The following is a 15,793-nucleotide window of genomic DNA, read 5'->3' as shown; positions in this document are numbered from 1 at the left end:
TTTTTATCCGATTTCTTCCCTGAAGTACACAAGGGGTAGGAAATTTATTTCCGTAGGGGAGTGTAGCTCCCCTGTATCAGCTTTAGCTGATATGCTCTCTGCAAGAGCCTTCGGAGAACGCACACACCCTTTAGGGTGATAAAGTAAAGCCCTTGTAAACAAGGGACTATTCCTCTGTTTCCGTTACTTCTTCTTGTGTTTCTGTAATTTTGTTTTCGCTTTCCTCTCGCTTAGCTATGACTTTTAGTATTTTTTGATTGATTGCTTCTTTGATATTCGGAAATGTAATGAGTTGATAAAATTCGTCTTTGGTGAAGTCTTTGCTTGCGGAAAAGATACTTTCAAAGACTGCTCCTTTTTCATAAATGCGTCTATCTCTCTTTTTTCGTTCTTCCTGTTTCTGTTGACTGATGAGCTTTTTTCTTTTGTTTTGTAACTGCTTGATTTCTTCATCTGCCATTAAAATTTTTTCTTCTATGTTTTTCATTTTCCTTGTCCTTTCTTTCTAATTTTAAGCAACAAAAAAACAGTAAACCTTTTTGATTTACTGTTTCATAAGTTGCTATATAATTGTTTATATTTAATTGCTTTACTTCGACAAACTGGGATTCAGCTGTTCAAGTGGCATCAATATCCCCAGGTCATTAATTTCCAAGCTCCGCCTTCACTGCGAGCCAACCACCACGACCAAGTATATTCTTCATTGGCTTCCCAAGCTCCGCCACCATTTTTAGGAGAACGGAAACTGCTGTTAAACATAATACATTGCGTAAAAACTTCTTTGTTGTCATTTGCTTCTTCCAAATCGTTCATCCATTTGATGCATTCAGAATTATTACAATCATCATCGGACGAATAGGAAAGGCTATGCAATTCGCAACCATCCATCGAATTAAATTGCTTTTTTATAACCTCTATCGCAGCATTCATATCCGCTTTTGTGTAGATAGAAGAAGTGCCATAATCAATAACCACATTTGCAGTTTTACCATTTTCACAACCTACAAGTGCAAACATCAATACAATGCAAATGGCCATTACAAAAATCTTTTTCATAGTCATCTCCTCAATAAATTCAATTTTTTCTCTCTAAATTTTGCTTACATTATAGCATTTTAAAAACATTTTTTCTACTGTCAGATTTCCTACTTACCCTAAAGCATTCATCAGAACATACGAAAAAAACAAAAAAGATAGATACAAAAATTATCTTTTCCCTTTATTCTTTCCGTTCCGATTGTACTATCTTTAACAGCTTATCTTGAAATGTGTCCTTGCTTTTTTTGTCAAAATATATCTCGGTTATAAAGATCTTTCCTCTAATCTTTTTTGTTAGAATGTCGTCAGGTTTTCGGGGTGTGGCTCGTTCTTCTTTGGTCTGTGCTTCTTGTTTTTCTGTCATTGGATTCCTCCTTTTTACTTGCACAAAAAAAGATTTCCTGTACTTAGGAAACCTCTTTTCATATTGGTTGATATTTTGTTTTAGGTTTTGATTTTAGGTTTTGATTTTAGGTTGTTGCTTGTAGCTTTTTTCTTGCCCTGTATTCCCTTGCTTTTATCCGTTCATACTCTCTGAATTTTTCAAGATTTTTTGCTCGGTATTCTCTGTAATATTCCCTGTGATATGCTCTTGTTTTTTCTTTCTTTGCTTCTTCGATTTCTTCCCTCATCTGTATCATTTCTTGTTCTGTCGGCTCTATCTCTTTTGTAAGTTCATTTTCAAATTTTCCGATATAGTTGAAGTAAACTTCGATACGCTAAACGGCATATTTTGCTCTTTTGACATCTCACTCATGCACAACAATTTTATTGATAAACTCATTGATGGCGGTAGGGGTAAGTTCTTCAAAGTCTAAATAGCTTTCTGCAAGTCTTATAAAGTTCTTTGCTCTTTGATTGGCGTTTTCAAATTCGGATAAGCGTTCTTCTATTTGCTCCTGTTCCGTTTTTAAGCTGTAGTATTCTTCTGCATATTTCCCCGATAATTGCTCATAACGCTTCGGCTCGATATTTCCCAGTGCATTATCCTCATACAGCTTATTCATAACTCTTTCTATCTGTTCCATTCTGTCTGTGATTTGTGGGATACGCTTTTTCTGTTTTTTGATTTCTTCTGTCTGTTCTTTGGCAAGACTGCTTTTTACCAGTGCTTCAAATTCTTCTTTATTTGCCAATGAATACTGTGCTATCTTTCGCAAAACCTCTGTAATGGTTTCCATCACATCATCGACATCAATACGGTGGGGAGAATGGCATTTCGGGTGTTTGGATTTTCCTTTGGCATATTCGCTGCAATAGGTTACATGTTGCACTTTTCCGCTTTTGTGTATGGTACGGATGTGCATTTTTGTACCGCAATCTTTACAGTACATCAGTCCGGATAAAGCATGGATTTCTCCATCTCCGTTTGGTCTTTTTACAGGTGCGTTTTTTAATATCCGCTGTGCATTTTCATAGGTGCTTCGGTCGATGATTGGTTCATGCACATTTTCTATAATCTGCCACTTATCTTTATCGAAATAGTGGTTTCGCTTATCTTTGTAATGCTTTTCGGTTTTGAAGTTGACTACATCGCCACAATACTCCTGCCTTTTCAGTATGCGTATCAAGGTTGCTTTGTTACAGTTATAGCGGTTTTCTTCATTCAGCTTTCTGTTTTTTGCCGTTCCTCTGTCTTGCTGTTTCATATAAAAGGTTGGGGTTAGTATTTCTTTCTCTTTCAAGTAAACGACTATCTGATTTCTGTTTTTCCCATCCATAAACAGTCTAAAAATGAGTTTTACGACTTCTGCAGCTTCTTTATCGACTATCCAATAATCTTTGTTCTCAGGGTCTTTTATATAGCCGTAGGGGGCTTCTGTTGCAACAGGCTTTCCGCTTGCTCCTTTGGTCTTAATGCCTGTTTTGACTTTCTTGCTGATGTCCCTTGCATACCACTCTGACATGATATTGATAAATGGGGCAAATTCCAATGTGTTTTGGTCTTGGCTGTCGATACCGTTGTTGATGGCAATAAAGCGTACATTATTTCGTCTGAATATCTCCATAGCGTTTCCTACTTGAAGATAATCTCGTCCCCATCTTGTCATATCTTTCATAATGACAATGCCGATTTTTCCGCTTTCTACATCGCTTATCATCTGTGTATAGGCGGAGCGGTCAAAGAACCTACCGCTTTCATCATCGTCGATATAGTGGCGAATGTTCATCAATTTGTTCTGTCTTGCATATCTCTCTAAAAATGCTTTTTGATTTACAATACTGTTGCTTTCACCACCGTCCCTATCCTCATCACCAACTGAAAGGCGGGAGTATAGCGCAGTGATTTTGGTTGCATATTCCATCATGGCGTTATCCTCCTTTTTGTGTCTATATAACTCTCCTGTTCAGTTAATATTATGCAACCCATCTTGCCGAACCATACTCTCTACCTTGTCTAAACTTTTTCGCATTTTTGCCTTTGGTATAGATAATGAATTTAATTATAGCAGCAACAACGATTCCTGTCAGTATATCCATCAAATAAATACTTGGGAGAAAACTCATTGTATTAAGCTCTAATATACCCTGAAATATCCTGTCTATTACATCTCCGCCGGTATAGCTTCTCACATGATGAGAGAAAATATTTCCTAAATAGAAAAATGCAAGATAGGGAATGTTTTGCTTTACAAACTTTGCCTTATCTTGAACCTTAAATAAGCCTTTGATGTCTTTTAATATCTTATTTATCACGAGTCTTTTCACCTCCAATCAAGAGTAAAAGAAAGTGTCTTCCTTTAGGTGTTACAAAGGTTTGAATGCCCACTGCATCATTATCGTTTCTGCACCATTCCTTTACTTCAAAATATCCCTTATTGTTCTTAGCATAGGGTAGAAGTCTGTTTTTCTTATCTCTGTAAATGAGTTCCTTCTCTAAGAGGAATTGAATAAATACCTTTTGTGGAATATGAAGCTCTTTTGCTGTATTTCTGAAATTAGTAAGCAGATGGTTATTCACCAGTTCATCAAAATACTTAGCTTTCGGCTCTAAATCCTCTATGATTTTTTCTTTTTCAGCAATCAGATTGTTGGCAAGGAGTACCGCATTTGCCAATATTTCTTCATTGCTCATATTTTCTTGATTTTTGATATATCCGCCATTCTTACGAATGCTCGGCAACACCTCTGTGGTTACCCATCTTTTAAAATCCTTTGCCTGTGGTAACTTGGAAGATAGGATAAGAGAGTAAAGACCGGACTCATTGATGATTGATGTTTTTTGCATTCTTCCGATGGCGTCCTGAAATGGGACTTCATCTCTGTCCTCTGCATCTACATGATCTAATACCGCTTTTCTTCCTCTTGCATATCCCAACTTCTCGGCTACTTCTTTTCCGATAAAGAAAAACTCACCGTCTTTTTCCATTACAGTGAGTTTCCCAAATTCCATATTCTCAAATGTTATCAAGCTGCTCATAGGCTCTGCTCCTTTTGTTTATTCTTAACTTTATCTTTAGAAACAGTATTTTTTGCCATCTCTTTAAACTTCTCAATATTTTTACGAACGGACTCTTTCCGTTCAGTTTTTCTTTCTGATCTTGCAAGGGCATTTTTAAAGGCTTTCTCCATCATTTTCATATCTTTGGCTTGGAAAAATACGGAGTATTTACCTGTTTCTTTATCTTTCATTACCGAAAACTTAACACCGTATTTGTTAAGCTCTTTTTTCAGTTCTTTCAGTTCCGCTTCTTCTACCGGTATTTCTTCAAGCTGTCCTTTTTTCGCCATATCCTTGAGCTTGACTTCATTTCCGTTTACTTTAACGAGTTTTTCAAGTCCTCCCAGTTTTTTCGCTTCTTTCATCAGTTTTTTCAATAGCGTTAAAAGAAGTTTTCCGGTTACTTTGGCAGCCTTAATCTCAAGGCTTAGTGTCTTTCTTGCAATTTCTTCGTTAATCAACTTCTATCACCTCCGTTTAGTAATCGTTCTTTATTTCGGTTTAACTTTTCTTTTTGAATCATCTTCCTGTAATCTTCTCCGACAACCATCACCGGAATACACATCTCAATAATCCTTGAGTAGATACGCTGATATTCCACGCTTTCTGTGCAGTTTGAAATGGTGTCGTAGGAAAGATTGGTTGTAAATATGGTCGGTTTTTGTTTCAGGTATCTGTTATTGACAATGTTATAGACCTGTTCTTTGGCATAGCTGGTATCTCTTTCTATTCCCAAATCATCTAAGATGAGAACGGAAGTATTTACAAGCGATTCAATATACTCATTTTTATCAAAATCAAATCCGCTTTTTTGCAGATTGTTGATTATCTGAGCAAAATTTCTTATCTTTACGCTTATCTGATACTGCTCTATGAGTGCATTGGCAATGGAGCAGGCAAGATATGTTTTTCCGCTTCCGACTGAACCGTAGAATAACAGACCGATATTTTCTTTTTTCATCTCCTCATACTCTTTTACAAAGTTTTTTGCAATGGTAAGACTCTGATTTTCCTCTCCTTGATAGTTTTCAAAGGTATATGTCCACTGAATAAGGGAGGCAAAGCAACTTCTTTTTAATCGCTCAATCTCCATCTGCTTTTCTCTTGCCTTTTGCTTGGCTTCTCTGTCTCTGTCGCACTTGCAGGAAACCTTATAGATTCTCTTTTTACCAAGCATCTCTAAGGCTTTTCCGTCTTTTCTTTCATGACAGTTCTTGCAATAGGCGTGTCCTTCTTTAATATATTCTCTTTCCGGATCGTAGGAATACTCGGTATCCTCAATCATTATTTTTTCCATCTCACTCATCATAAATGCTCTCCTTTGTCATAGTCTTCCCATGTCGGGATATTGGATGGCTTATCCGCTTTCTTATTTCCCTGATCCTTATAAAACCATGAAAGGATTGTTGCCTTATGGTCTTTATAGGTCTTTCCGGTGCTTTTGCTGTATGCGGATAGTCTTTCGATATAGTTATCAAGCTGTCCGTTCATCGTGATTTGCAATTCTGATACATCTTCATCCTTTAAAAAGACATTTTGAAATGTTCCAAGTCCGGTTTTCTCTTTACTAAAATCAGTATTACTATAATCAGGTTTATTTATATTAGTATTACTACTGTGTAGATTCTTCACTTCTTGAAGTGTAGTTTCTACATTTCCGGAGTGTAAATTCTTCACTTCTGAAGTGTAATTTTTACACTCGGAGCGAAACACACTCATAAAGTCTTTCACATAAATGATGTTTGGCTTTCCAAGTCCCTGTCTTTTTCTCTCAATCAGTCCGATTCCCTTTGTGTTGGCATCAAGCTCATTTAGAATCTTTACCGCTGTTTTATTGGACTTATTTAACATCTTCATGATTTCTTCAACCGTAAATACGATGTAAACTCTACCTTGCTCGTCAATCCAATCATTTTTGAATGACAGGCTTGAACGCTCTAATAAACAGGCATAGAGTATTTTGGCATCGGAAGATAAATTTTTATATAAATCTTCGGTTACCAAAACCTTGGGTAACATATAAAAGCTAAATTTCTCCGTATCCCGATTATAGAAATAATCAAAGTCCATCTTTCACCCCCTCCCTTCTTTAAAATTTGCACGAAAAAAGACGATAGTTTTTCTCTATCGCCTATGGTAACCATTTTTATAAAATTTTTTAGATTGATTTTATGGCTTCATTGATTCCTTGTACAAAAGCTATGATTGCTGCTCCAATCATCGGTATTCCGTAAGGACTTAGCAAAAATCCAAGAATAAGTGCTTCTATTGCTGCTTTTGTATCGTGTAGCATAAAAAACGAGCCTATGGCAGCAAATACACACATCAGCATAAGTAAATATAGGATTGCTGTTCCTACGCTAAGCAAGAATGTCAGAAAGGCAGTCAAAATGCTTAACAGCAAACTGATTGGGAACAAGATTATTTTTATTATCCATCTCATAAATACCCTCCATTTCTATTAAATCATTTTAAAATGCCTTAAAGCATCCATGATAGCTTCCTCTTTTTCCGGTGTGCATTGTGGAATAACCTGTTTCTCTTTTTTCGATTTATTATAATGCTCCCTCAGTACAATTCCACACTTCTTTTTAATCTGTGCAATATAGAGTGTCGAAGCCTTTAAATCAAATTTTTCTAATATATATTCCTTAATTTGTGCATAAGACGCTTTACTTTCAGCACTTGTCAAATCAAGCTCATCAAGCTTAATTTCAACATCTATATGCTTATCGACATCGAGTTTGGACAAAAGTGCTACCGTCTCCACATGCACCCCTCTCGAAAACTGATCCACCGCCTGTACTTCCTCAAGTTTATATCCCCCATCCCCGCAAAGCACCTTCAAGTCCCTTGCAAGTGTTGCCGGATCACAGGAAACATAAACCACTCGGCTCGGCTGATAATTCATTATTGTCTCAAGCAGCTTCTCGTCGCAGCCCTTTCTTGGCGGATCTACCACAATTACATCAGGTTTTGGGAGTTTTTTAGCCTCATCCTCTGTCTTGCCTACTGTAAAATACGCATTCTCTATTCCATTTAATTTGGCATTCTCCTTCGCATTCTCTACTGCTGCCGGAACTATCTCCACTCCGTAAACTTCCTTAGCTTTCTTCGCTAAAAACAGGCTGATAGTCCCAATGCCACAGTACAAATCCCAAACTACTTCCTCTCCTGTAAGCCTTGCAAACTCCAAAGCCTTACCATAGAGCTTCCTTGTCTGTGCAGGGTTTACCTGATAAAATGAAAACGGAGATATCTTAAACTTTATATCCTCTATCATATCCACTATGTAAGGCTTGCCGTATATGCATTTTAACTCATCCCCAAAAATCACATTCGTGACTTTCTTATTTATATTCACACAAATGCTTGCTATCCTTACATCACTCCTGCCTTCAAATACCTTTAACATCATATCCGTAAATTCAGCAGCATTGGGCAGAGTATTGCCGTTTATCACCACACAGATACCTATTTCACCTGTGGCAAAGCCCTTTCTGGTCATTATATGACGGACTAAGCCCTTGGCTTTTTCAGACTTTCTCGTCTTAGGATTTATTTTCTCCTCATAGGCAGATATTTTATATTTCTTCATAAATGCCTTGAGTGTCTCTAAAATAAGCTCATTTTCCTCTACCTGAATATAACACTTGGTTGTATCCACTATCTCATGGCTTCTCTCAGCATAAAACCCTGTAACTGTTTCACCATTTTTATCTACCCCAACCGGAAACTGAGCCTTATTCCTATAATGCATAATCTCTTCACAACCGATTATAGGAAGCATAGGTATTTCCTCATCCTTAAAGCCGCCTATACGCTTTATGCAGTTAAACACCTTTTCCTGCTTAAATTTCAGCTCTGCCTCATAAGAGAGATGTTGGAACTGACAGCCTCCACATCTCTTTGAAATCGGACAGACAGGCTCTATTCTATCCGGTGACGGTTCTATTATATGCTCACATCTTGCATAGCCGAAGCTTTTACCGGTCTTTACCACCTTTGCCTCTATCCTGTCTCCCGGAACCGTATCCTTCACAAAGAGGGTATAACCATTTACATGCGCTATACCCTCTCCTTCACTACCTATTGCTTCAATTTGAAGTTCTAAAATTTCATTTTTCTCAAACATATTATTCCTTATTTTTTGTAGCTATTCTTATATTTGACTCAAAAAGTTTATTGTAACCAAGCCAGTCGGTTCTGCCCTCATTTACTTCCAAAAGCTCTGTAAATGTCTCCATCTTAGCATCCATATTATCAGCCAGACTGAGTGCAAAGGCTTCCATAAGTGACGGCATTTTAGGAGAGCCAAACTCCAACGAGCCATGATGAGATAAAATACAGTGAATAAGCTCATCTGCCTGTCTTCTTGGAAAATCCTCTATTTTGTTAATTTTTTCACTAACCATATTTGCACCAATGTAAATGTGACCTAAAAGCTGACCTGAGTCTGTATATTCATTGGTTGGAAAACCGCTTAATTCCACCATCTTTCCTATGTCATGAAAAGGTGCGGCTGTTATAAGCAAATCCCTGTTAAGCATAGGATACTGTTTGGACATAAATTCACAAACCTTTATTACTCCGAGAGAATGCTCCAAAAGTCCGCCTACAAAGCTGTGATGTACTGTTTTTGCAGCCGAATGGTTTTTGAATTTATCTGCAAATTCCTTATCCCTGAAAAATGAATCAAGAAGCTTTTTATAATATGGCATTTTTACCGTATCAAGTATTGATAAAAGCTCTTCATACATTTCGTCCCTATTGTATCTGGAAGTAGGGATATAATCAGCCAAGTCATATTCACCCTCATTACATCTTCTGGCTCTGATAATCTTACCCTGCAAAGCTCCCATAAATACACTTATCTGTCCCTGCACACAGATAAAATCTCCACCGGTAAAATCCTCTATTCCATTTGAATTGGTATCCCAGACCTTGCCGTCAAGGCTTCCTGTCTTATCCTGTAAAATCAATGAATAATATGGCTTATCATTCTTGCTTCTAAGCTCCTTTTTTTCCTTGCAGTAATAAATACCGTTAAGCTGGTCTCCGTCTTTAATATCCTTTATATATCTCATTTTATTCCCCTGCTGTCTCCTATCTCTACTTCTAATTCTATTTTTTTGCCTTCATTTCTTGTAACTCTATATATAAGTACCTTTATCTTATCTTTTGGTTTTTTACTCTCAAGAAGATTCTCATAATCACTCATTGTTTCTAAGTGCACATCATCCAATTCATAGATTATATCACCTTCTTTAAATCCTGAATCGTCAGCAGGCGAACCTTTAGTCACACTGTCAATAAGTATACCTCCGGAAATACCGGTCTTGTCCTTAGCACCTTCAAATGCCTTAGTTTTAATTCCAATATAAGGCAAAGGCTCATCATTTATCATTTTTTCAAGGAAGGTCATTATTTTAGAAATGCCTATAATCTGTGTCGCATCAGAACTTCCCTTAAAATATATACCTATTACGTTTCCATCAAAATCTACAAAGAGTGCATCTCCATTCTTTGAAATATTAATATCTGTAAAATGTGTATCCAAACAATAATCATCTACCCTCAATAAAATATCTGTCCCTGTTATTACCCCGGGTAGTACAGAATAAAGATTCCCATTAGGTGTGCCGATAGCCATTACAGGCTCTCCTATACTCTTATAATTTATTCCATCAAACTTAAGCGGTTGAATGTCATCCTTGCCGGCTATTCCCTTTAAATTAACCATAACAAGTGCAAGTTCTAAACCTGCATTATAATTTTTAATAGTAGCATCCGTCAAAAATCCCTGCTTAAACTTTACTTTTATATTATCAGCAGATTTAATTCCCTTATAACCGGTCAGAATATATGCCACATCATTCTGAACTGCAATAATATAACCTGCTACCCTGTTTACCGCATCATAAGGATTCTCAAACCAGTCCTTACCCTTAACTACCGACTGTACCTCAACTACAGCCTCATTCTGCTTATTTGCAAGTTCTCCGAACTTATTAAGCACCTGTCTATAATCTGATAAATCTGCTGATATCCTTTTTTCTATTATTTTCACCTGTTTTTTATTGGTTGCCGGTTCAGGTTCTTTTTTCTCCTCCACAGCACTCTTTGTGGATATAGCAGCCCCTGTTGCAGCTTCTTCTTTTTTCCCAAGTTCAATAGAATTATTTTTCTTAAATATTTGAAAATGTGGAAGAAGCTCTCCTGTTACTTCAAATACAACTCTTTCTACAACTCCGAATACCAGTCCAAGTACTATAACCGCTATCAATCCAAGTAAAAATTTTTTTACGGGATGCATTTTCTTTGGAACTATTTTCTCATTTATGAACTTATAATCCTTGTCATCACTCATAATTATACCCCTGATTTACTAAGTGTGAATACGAACTCCGTTCCTGCATTTTCAGTACTTATTACATCTATTTCTTCTCCATGTGACTGGATAATTTCCTTAACTATAGCCAGTCCCAAACCGCTTCCCTTTTTGTCCTTCCCCCTTGATGGGTCAGTCTTGTAAAAACGCTCCCATATTTTTTTCAGACTTTCTTTCGGTATTCCTATTCCATAATCTTTAACAGAAACTATTATCTTATTTCCTTTCGCCCTTGTTGTTATATTTATTTCAGCATCGTTTGAGCTAAATTTTATTGCATTATCTATTAAGTTGTAAAATACCTGTTCAATCTTTCCCTTATCTGCCATTACCAAAGCCTCATCACCTTCAAAGATAAGATTAAGTGAAATATATTTTTCTCTGCACCTGCCTTCAAAAGTTTCAACAGTCTGTTTAATCATGCTATGCAAATCAAATTCCTTTATATCTAAAAGTGCCTGATGACTGTCAAATTTACCAAGCTCAATAAGTCCGCTTGTAAGTTTTGTGAGTCTGTCCGTCTCAAAACATATTGTATTTAGATACTTATTATATAACTCAGGTGGTATTGTTCCATCTATCATTGCTGTAGCAAAACCTTTTATGGATGTGAGCGGAGAACGAAAGTCATGTGAAATATTTGAAATGAATTTTCTCTGATATTCCTCTATTAAACTAAGCTCTTTTGCCATATACTCTATGGTATCCATCAAATCCCTAAACTCATCATGCCTGTTTCTCTGTTCCTTAAGTTTGTATTCAAAGTTACCCTTTGCATACTCTCTTGCCCCCTTAATTACTGCTCTTAAAGGAACTATTGATATCCTGTATAAAAAGAGAAGTGCTATAAAAAATACTACGCCCAATATCAGAAAGCATATATTTAGAGTATCTATACTATATGTCGCATCCTTATCTACCTCTGACATTTCCATTGAAATTACAACATAACCCTTCAATACAAAATCTATGTCTATCGGAGAAATTACAGCCACCACTGAATTTGCTGAAAGTTCTTTTATATTGCCTCCTATATAAAAATCCTTAGCCAAGAGCCACTCAGGTAACTTTCTCCTATTCTTATTTTCGTCAAAAGAAGGTCCTCTGCTGTCAGAAATCACTTCACCGACTACATTAACAATCATGATCCTTGCATCTGCAAATGTATCTATGGTTTTAAGTCCATTATCCACATCAAAAATAGACATATTCCCGGAGTAATAGCCCTTCATATAGTCGCTTGTAATAGTTTCCGCTTCTGTTTTCATGGATTTAATATTATTTCTTATAATCCCATTTCTGATACGCCCTGCTCCCACTGTATTTAGTATCAAAAGCGAACTAATAACTATAAGTAGGTAGCAAATCAGATACTTAAAAAATAGATTTGCTTTCATAATACTGCACCTTCATGTTCTTTAATACAGATATAGTATACCGAAACTAAACTTATTTTACAATGATAATATAGATGTTATCCCATCTAAAATCTGAAAATAATCCTTAAAAGTCTTTGCTGAACATTCAGGGTTCTCAATTACTATGCCATTTCTCCTAAGTCCTATTAGCGAAAATGCCATTGCTACACGATGATCCTCATAAGTTTCTATTTCTACATCTGCACCATCCATTGAATTGGGAAAAATAGTTATTTCACCCTCACCCATTTCAGTCCTAATACCCAGTTTTTCAAGTTCTTTTTTCATTGCAAGCAGCCTATCCGACTCTTGTAAACGTATATGTGCTACCCCGGTAATCTTTGTTGGAGTTTTTGCAAATACACTTATCGCTGCCAAAGTAAGAGCCTGATCTGAAAAGCTGTTTAGATTTGCCTCTATTCCCTCATACTCTCCATTGATTGCACCTTGTATTATAATACCGTCTTTTTCCTCAGACAATACAGCTCCCATCTTGGTTAAAAGTTTAACAAATTCTATATCTCCCTGAATACTATCTAGATATACTCCCTGAACCTGTGCCTTACAACCAAGTATTTCTGCCATAGCGTAGAAATAGCAGGCAGCCGAAACATCAGGCTCTATATCATACTCCCTTGCCTCATAGCTATTTCCTTCTTTTAAAATATATGAAATTAAACCATCTTCATCGACTTTATTCACCGTAAGTCCAAAATCTTCCATTACCTTCACTGTCATATCCACATAAGGAAGACTCTCTCTACCGCCGCTTATATCCACCCTCAAGCCATTTTCAAGTAAAAATCCTGTCATTATAACTGCACTCAGAAACTGACTGCTGATTGCGGTACTAAGGCTGATTTTTCCTCCCTTTACCTCTCTGGAATCAAGTGCAAATGGAAAATGCCCCTCTTTTTCATCATAGCTTATAATAACTCCCAGATTTATTAATGCATCTAACAGAGGTTTCATAGGACGTTTTTTCATCTGCTCGGAAGCATCTAAGTGATAAACTCCACTGCTAAAGGCAAGCATAGCTGTTATAAATCTAGCTGCTGTCCCTGCACTACCTACATTTATATTTGCATTTTTTACAGGAAGCATACCCCCACAGCCGTGTACCGTTATAAGTTCATCCTCTTCATTTACATCAATTTTTATACCAAGTGTATTGAGGCAGGCAATCATATTTTTTGCATCATTTGAAAAAAGTGCTCCTTTAAGCCTGCTCTCTCCTTTAGCAAGTGCCGCAATTAGAAGGGCTCTGTTTGTTATACTTTTGGAACCCGGAACCTTAACCTTAATTATATGGTCATTATTAATCTTCTTAAAAATGCTTTTAATTTTATATTTGTCCATTTATTTTCTCCAAAATATAGTGTAACCTCAATTATTAGCGAAACATTTTTTGAATAATTTATGTGTAAATATCAAAAACCCCATCAAACTAATTTTCATCAGTCTGATGGGCTATCTTACTTATAACTAAATTTCACTTCTGACCTGACATCTGGCTTTTTCTCATTCTCAGCCTTCTTGGTACCTTCTGCTGCATCTATTGCATCAAGTCTTGTAACAGCATCAAAGGTCTTAGAAGTCTCATCAGAAAAAGCTGTTCTTAAATCCTTACTAAAGCGTTCAAGCTTCTTTTCTATTTTATCACCTTCTACGGTTTTGTTTATAAAATCATTGTCTTTCTTTGCCACCTGAGTACGCAATTTTTCTCTGCTTGACATTTCAGAGTCATAATCAGACTTTGTTATTTCGCCTTCAAGATAGAGCCTCGTTATGTCTGAGTCTGATTTTCCTGAAAATGAAACATTCTGCTTTTCATCTATCTTAACTTCTTTTTTCTGATTCATTTCAGCAAGTTCTTTTAAAACCTCTGCTCTCTTTTCAGCCTTCAATCTAGCTTCTTTACGTAAATTTTCCGTTTCTTCATTTTTAATCTGTTGCTTATCAGCCTCGCTTCCATTGCCTAACTCTCTAAGTTCAGCCTCAGAAGCTTCTTCTTTATTCTGAACTTCCTTTATCTCTGCCTCAAACTTAGCTGCTGCCTTAGGGCTAATCTGCAAAGTATCTCCATCCTGTGATACAGCCACCTGATTTTCAAGTGGAGTTTTATCTACACTTACTTGCTTTTCTATATCACTTATTGTCTTAGTACCAATATCAGTATTTACAGAAGCTACTCTTATCTTTTCCTGACCTGAACCCCCTACACTACCTCTAGGTGCATAGGCATTATATCCACTTCCTGTGTTTATACCTATCATTTCCATAGTCACTCTCCCTCCTTGATTCGTGACAAACTTCTACATCTTTAAAATGAGAATTACCTATTTTCATCATAGCATAAATTCTCTATAATAGCAAAGATTTTATTTTATAATCTTCTTTAACTATCTTTTTATTGATCTGCTCATCTTCATATAAGTATGTCTCTTGCCTCGTATACAAATCGAAAGAGCCATTAGATTCTCCGGATCCGGAACTCGCCCATATCCCCCATCACCCAAATGATGAATATCAAATCCAACTCTTTTATTACACAATCCAATTTGGCGAATAGTATCTGCGTCAGCACTTTCCTGGCTCGTTCCCACTGCACTTATAGTTATTCCGCCTCGCATTTTTACCTTATCTACAATTACCGAAGACTCCGCCTCACCTATTCCAGGTGCAGTTCCTACTGCAGGTATTAATATACCATCTGCCCCTTTATCCATAAATCCAAGTATAACATCTTCTGACAATATTTTTTCAGAAAGACCTGCTGTATGCATCTTGCCTGCAAATATTAATCCCTTAAAATATTTTTTTGCTATTTCTATCGAATTCATAATACTATTATTAGATACTCCGGTAGCCGGATTTCCTGTCAATAATATAAAATCTATTCCTTGTTTCCATGCCTCTTCAAAGGTTTCCTTAGCTGCTCTTCTCCCTAATGGAAGTTTTATAAGTTCTTCCATTCCCACAGCTGTTTCATCAACAGGCTCCAAATTAATACCAATTGGCTTTCCTGTAAGGTCTTTTATATATAAAATAGGATTATCTACATTCAATCCATTGATATATTTTGTAAATACATCGTACTCATTCAGTAATATTAAATCTGCACCAAAAGCCGACATCACTTCAGCATTTGTTACATCCTCAAATAAAGGTGCTGCTGTTACCACCGTCTCTCCAAGTATTGTTCTACCTTCACTTGCTATAATTGCATTTTTTAGTTCTTCTGATGACATCTTTCTTATATCGCTTGCTACACAGCTTAATAATCTTTTTTTCATATAAATATAACTCTCCTTTACAATAGAAGCATATCATCCATACTTTTACAAGTCAAGTACAACGCACCTAACCCTGTATTGTCTTTTTCTTTTTTCGTAAAATATATTTAACATCTTGAATAATAATAAAAAGGCTTAAACTCTTAATTTATGGAGTTTAAGCCTTTTTTCTCTTCTGAGACATGGGGGAATCGAACCCCCGACAACT

Annotated in this window: 15 protein-coding genes and 2 pseudogenes; all 17 read right to left on the bottom strand. The window is 36.4% G+C overall.

Annotated features, from left to right (window positions below):
• Positions 1 to 166: 166 nt before the first annotated feature.
• Positions 167 to 487: a DUF3847 domain-containing protein gene (locus ACTTKP_RS08285; protein ID WP_442553429.1), complete on the bottom strand. Its 321-nt coding sequence runs from the start codon at positions 485 to 487 to the stop codon at positions 167 to 169.
• A gap of 140 nt (positions 488 to 627) precedes the next feature.
• Positions 628 to 1,056, bottom strand: a complete 429-nt coding sequence (locus ACTTKP_RS08280) for a hypothetical protein (protein WP_442553428.1) — start codon at positions 1,054 to 1,056, stop codon at positions 628 to 630.
• A gap of 163 nt (positions 1,057 to 1,219) precedes the next feature.
• Complete coding sequence (locus ACTTKP_RS08275; RefSeq protein ID WP_442553427.1) at positions 1,220 to 1,402, bottom strand: hypothetical protein; 183 nt, start codon at positions 1,400 to 1,402, stop codon at positions 1,220 to 1,222.
• A gap of 106 nt (positions 1,403 to 1,508) precedes the next feature.
• Positions 1,509 to 3,347, bottom strand: a pseudogene (locus ACTTKP_RS08270) (recombinase family protein).
• 58 nt (positions 3,348 to 3,405) lie between these two features.
• Positions 3,406 to 3,735: pseudogene (locus ACTTKP_RS08265) on the bottom strand (VirD4-like conjugal transfer protein, CD1115 family); the annotation flags it as partial.
• Positions 3,725 to 4,459, bottom strand: coding sequence for a phage antirepressor KilAC domain-containing protein (locus ACTTKP_RS08260; protein ID WP_442553426.1), 735 nt, complete (start codon positions 4,457 to 4,459; stop codon positions 3,725 to 3,727). The pseudogene ACTTKP_RS08265 and the gene ACTTKP_RS08260, both read right to left, overlap by 11 nt.
• A complete protein-coding gene (locus tag ACTTKP_RS08255; RefSeq protein ID WP_442553425.1) occupies positions 4,456 to 4,941 on the bottom strand; it encodes a PcfB family protein in 486 nt (161 codons plus the stop codon). The genes ACTTKP_RS08260 and ACTTKP_RS08255 overlap by 4 nt, the downstream gene beginning before the upstream one ends.
• Positions 4,938 to 5,789, bottom strand: coding sequence for an ATP-binding protein (locus ACTTKP_RS08250; protein WP_442553424.1), 852 nt, complete (start codon positions 5,787 to 5,789; stop codon positions 4,938 to 4,940). The genes ACTTKP_RS08255 and ACTTKP_RS08250 overlap by 4 nt, the downstream gene beginning before the upstream one ends.
• Positions 5,786 to 6,550 (bottom strand): replication initiator protein A, encoded by a 765-nt coding sequence (locus tag ACTTKP_RS08245; RefSeq protein WP_442553423.1) that lies wholly within the window; start codon positions 6,548 to 6,550, stop codon positions 5,786 to 5,788. Before ACTTKP_RS08245 ends, ACTTKP_RS08250 begins: the two co-directional genes overlap by 4 nt.
• Before the next feature lie 88 nt (positions 6,551 to 6,638).
• Positions 6,639 to 6,923, bottom strand: coding sequence for a CD1845 family protein (locus tag ACTTKP_RS08240; RefSeq protein WP_442553422.1), 285 nt, complete (start codon positions 6,921 to 6,923; stop codon positions 6,639 to 6,641).
• 18 nt (positions 6,924 to 6,941) lie between these two features.
• Positions 6,942 to 8,615, bottom strand: a complete 1,674-nt coding sequence (gene rlmD, locus ACTTKP_RS08235) for a 23S rRNA (uracil(1939)-C(5))-methyltransferase RlmD (RefSeq protein WP_442553421.1) — start codon at positions 8,613 to 8,615, stop codon at positions 6,942 to 6,944.
• A 1-nt stretch (position 8,616) separates the two neighbouring features.
• Positions 8,617 to 9,567 carry a 3'-5' exoribonuclease YhaM family protein gene (locus ACTTKP_RS08230; RefSeq protein WP_442553420.1) on the bottom strand — a complete coding sequence of 317 codons (951 nt, stop codon included), beginning with the start codon at positions 9,565 to 9,567 and terminating at the stop codon, positions 8,617 to 8,619.
• On the bottom strand, positions 9,564 to 10,850 hold the full coding sequence (locus ACTTKP_RS08225) for a S1C family serine protease (RefSeq protein WP_442553419.1): 1,287 nt from the start codon (positions 10,848 to 10,850) through the stop codon (positions 9,564 to 9,566). Before ACTTKP_RS08225 ends, ACTTKP_RS08230 begins: the two co-directional genes overlap by 4 nt.
• A gap of 2 nt (positions 10,851 to 10,852) precedes the next feature.
• A complete protein-coding gene (locus ACTTKP_RS08220; RefSeq protein WP_442553418.1) occupies positions 10,853 to 12,268 on the bottom strand; it encodes a HAMP domain-containing sensor histidine kinase in 1,416 nt (471 codons plus the stop codon).
• 57 nt (positions 12,269 to 12,325) lie between these two features.
• Positions 12,326 to 13,648, bottom strand: coding sequence for a 3-phosphoshikimate 1-carboxyvinyltransferase (gene aroA, locus ACTTKP_RS08215; RefSeq protein WP_442553417.1), 1,323 nt, complete (start codon positions 13,646 to 13,648; stop codon positions 12,326 to 12,328).
• A gap of 116 nt (positions 13,649 to 13,764) precedes the next feature.
• The gene (locus tag ACTTKP_RS08210; protein WP_442553416.1) at positions 13,765 to 14,571 is read right to left on the bottom strand and encodes a hypothetical protein; all 807 of its coding nucleotides are present in this window, start codon (positions 14,569 to 14,571) and stop codon (positions 13,765 to 13,767) included.
• Positions 14,572 to 14,691: 120 nt separating this feature from the next.
• Positions 14,692 to 15,585 (bottom strand): DUF7916 family protein, encoded by an 894-nt coding sequence (locus ACTTKP_RS08205; protein WP_442553415.1) that lies wholly within the window; start codon positions 15,583 to 15,585, stop codon positions 14,692 to 14,694.
• Between the last annotated feature and the right edge of the window lie 208 nt (positions 15,586 to 15,793).

This window comes from Catonella sp. (assembly GCF_052169795.1).
Classification (GTDB): domain Bacteria; phylum Bacillota; class Clostridia; order Lachnospirales; family Lachnospiraceae; genus Catonella.
This window is presented reverse-complemented; position numbering and strand designations above follow the sequence as displayed.

What these genes read in the sequence shown, in the direction of transcription:
- ACTTKP_RS08285 (WP_442553429.1), bottom strand. Translation starts at nt 487, where the DNA reads ATGAAAAACATAGAAGAAAAAATTTTAATGGCAGATGAAGAAATCAAG.
- ACTTKP_RS08280 (WP_442553428.1), bottom strand. Translation starts at nt 1,056, where the DNA reads ATGAAAAAGATTTTTGTAATGGCCATTTGCATTGTATTGATGTTTGCA.
- ACTTKP_RS08275 (WP_442553427.1), bottom strand. Translation starts at nt 1,402, where the DNA reads ATGACAGAAAAACAAGAAGCACAGACCAAAGAAGAACGAGCCACACCC.
- ACTTKP_RS08260 (WP_442553426.1), bottom strand. Translation starts at nt 4,459, where the DNA reads ATGAGCAGCTTGATAACATTTGAGAATATGGAATTTGGGAAACTCACT.
- ACTTKP_RS08250 (WP_442553424.1), bottom strand. Translation starts at nt 5,789, where the DNA reads ATGATGAGTGAGATGGAAAAAATAATGATTGAGGATACCGAGTATTCC.
- ACTTKP_RS08245 (WP_442553423.1), bottom strand. Translation starts at nt 6,550, where the DNA reads ATGGACTTTGATTATTTCTATAATCGGGATACGGAGAAATTTAGCTTT.
- ACTTKP_RS08240 (WP_442553422.1), bottom strand. Translation starts at nt 6,923, where the DNA reads ATGAGATGGATAATAAAAATAATCTTGTTCCCAATCAGTTTGCTGTTA.
- rlmD (WP_442553421.1), bottom strand. Translation starts at nt 8,615, where the DNA reads ATGTTTGAGAAAAATGAAATTTTAGAACTTCAAATTGAAGCAATAGGT.
- ACTTKP_RS08230 (WP_442553420.1), bottom strand. Translation starts at nt 9,567, where the DNA reads ATGAGATATATAAAGGATATTAAAGACGGAGACCAGCTTAACGGTATT.
- ACTTKP_RS08225 (WP_442553419.1), bottom strand. Translation starts at nt 10,850, where the DNA reads ATGAGTGATGACAAGGATTATAAGTTCATAAATGAGAAAATAGTTCCA.
- ACTTKP_RS08220 (WP_442553418.1), bottom strand. Translation starts at nt 12,268, where the DNA reads ATGAAAGCAAATCTATTTTTTAAGTATCTGATTTGCTACCTACTTATA.
- aroA (WP_442553417.1), bottom strand. Translation starts at nt 13,648, where the DNA reads ATGGACAAATATAAAATTAAAAGCATTTTTAAGAAGATTAATAATGAC.
- ACTTKP_RS08210 (WP_442553416.1), bottom strand. Translation starts at nt 14,571, where the DNA reads ATGGAAATGATAGGTATAAACACAGGAAGTGGATATAATGCCTATGCA.
- ACTTKP_RS08205 (WP_442553415.1), bottom strand. Translation starts at nt 15,585, where the DNA reads ATGAAAAAAAGATTATTAAGCTGTGTAGCAAGCGATATAAGAAAGATG.